This is a genomic window from Nonomuraea guangzhouensis (assembly GCF_019396345.1).
GTDB lineage: Bacteria > Actinomycetota > Actinomycetes > Streptosporangiales > Streptosporangiaceae > Nonomuraea > Nonomuraea guangzhouensis.
The window spans coordinates 1-1,489 of record NZ_JAHKRM010000105.1 but is presented as its reverse complement, the minus strand read 5'-3'; the positions used below and the strand labels follow the sequence as shown (position 1 = coordinate 1,489).

The window sequence follows — 1,489 nt, the reverse complement described above, 5'->3', positions numbered from 1 at the left end:
TCCGCCTACGACAGTACGGCGCCGGACCGGGCGCCGGAGGGGGCCAGGCAGGCGTTCGCGCGCCTGTCGGACGACGACAGGGAGCTGTTGTCGCTGATGGGCTGGGAAGGGCTCGGCACCGACGAGATCGCCAAGGTGCTGGGCTGCTCGCGCGTGGCGGTCCGCCAGCGCCTGCATCGTGCGCGTAAGCGCCTGGCCACCGAGCTGGCCGCCATCGACATCGACCTGAGCACGTACGGCCCGCGTGCCGTGAGCCTCGCCGAGGAGAGCGCATGACCCCCGACGACGTCGTCAAGACCCTGGCCCCCGACCCCGGCCCCGGGCTCACCCCGGCCGCGCGGGAGATGCTGACCCAGATCATGGACACGGCCGAGCCCGAGCCCAATGCCCGGCGCCCACGGTGGCGCCCACGGTGGCGCCCACGGTGGCGGCCGCTGCTGGCGCTGCCGATCGCGGCGGCGGTCGCCGCGGCGGGCTGGTCGGCCATGGTCGTCTTCGGCGCCGTACCCGCCTCCGCGTTGGACATCAAGGAGGAGGGCGACCACTACCTGATCGAGGTCAAGGACCTGTACGCCAGCCCCGAGGTGTACCAGACCCAGCTCAAGGACGCGGGCGTGGACATCTCGCTCAGGGTCGCGCCGGTCACGCCGTCCTTCGTGGGCGAGATCTCCACCCAGACGCCCGACTGGAACGGGGGCCCGTTCCCCTACGCGGACAAGATCAAGACGATCGACCGGCCCAAGAACTGCGACCTCGTCGACTTCGGCCGAAGCTGCCCGATCGGGCTCACCATCGCCAAGGACTTCACCGGCAAGGCCGACATCCTGCTCGGCCGCCAGGCCCGTCCCGGGGAGGAGTACACGGTCACCGGCATGCTGGACGCCCCGGGCGAGCCCATGCACTGCAAGCCGTTCCTCAACCACCGGGTGAGCGAGGTCCGCCAGACCCTGGCCGGGCTCGGGCTGTCCATCGGCGAGTTCTCGGTCAAGAAGCCCGGCGAGCGGAGCACCGATGCGGAGCTCAAGACGTCGGTGCCCGACTCCATGTACGTGACCGGCGGCTGGCTGTACGAATACGGCAAGGCCAGCCTCAACGTCAGCGAGCAGCCGATGGACGAGGAGCTCAGGCGGACCATCCTGGGCAAGTACGGCTGCCCCGTGAACGACGGGAGCACCTCGTGAAGGCGCTGATCGGCACGCTGCTGCTGGCGGCGACGACCGCGACGCCGTTATCGGCCGCCCAGGCGGACGCCGGACCCGCCGGGAACGTGGTCACCCTCATCACTGGTGACCGCGTCATGGTGGCCGGCAAGGGATACCACGTGACGCCCGGCGACAGCCGCGAAGTGACGTTCACAGGGCAGGTGCGCGGGGGCCACCTGTACGTGATCCCGTCCGACGCCAAGCCATTGATCGCCAAGGGCCTGCTCGACAGGCGCCTGTTCGATGTCACCCAACTCCTGCAGTGGGGCTACGGCGACGCCACCAGG

At 70.4% G+C, this 1,489-nt stretch carries 3 protein-coding genes; all 3 read left to right on the top strand.

All coding sequences use genetic code 11. From position 1 onward, the window contains the following. Positions 1–276: RNA polymerase sigma factor (locus KME78_RS63595; protein WP_219539947.1), on the top strand; the 276-nt coding region annotated here is incomplete at its 5' end. After that, the gene (locus KME78_RS63590; RefSeq protein WP_219539946.1) at positions 273–1,181 is read left to right on the top strand and encodes a hypothetical protein; all 909 of its coding nucleotides are present in this window, start codon (positions 273–275) and stop codon (positions 1,179–1,181) included. The genes KME78_RS63595 and KME78_RS63590, both read left to right, overlap by 4 nt. Further along, positions 1,178–1,489, top strand: a 312-nt coding sequence (locus KME78_RS63585; protein WP_219539945.1) for a hypothetical protein, incomplete at its 3' end; no start/stop codon positions are given. The genes KME78_RS63590 and KME78_RS63585, both read left to right, overlap by 4 nt.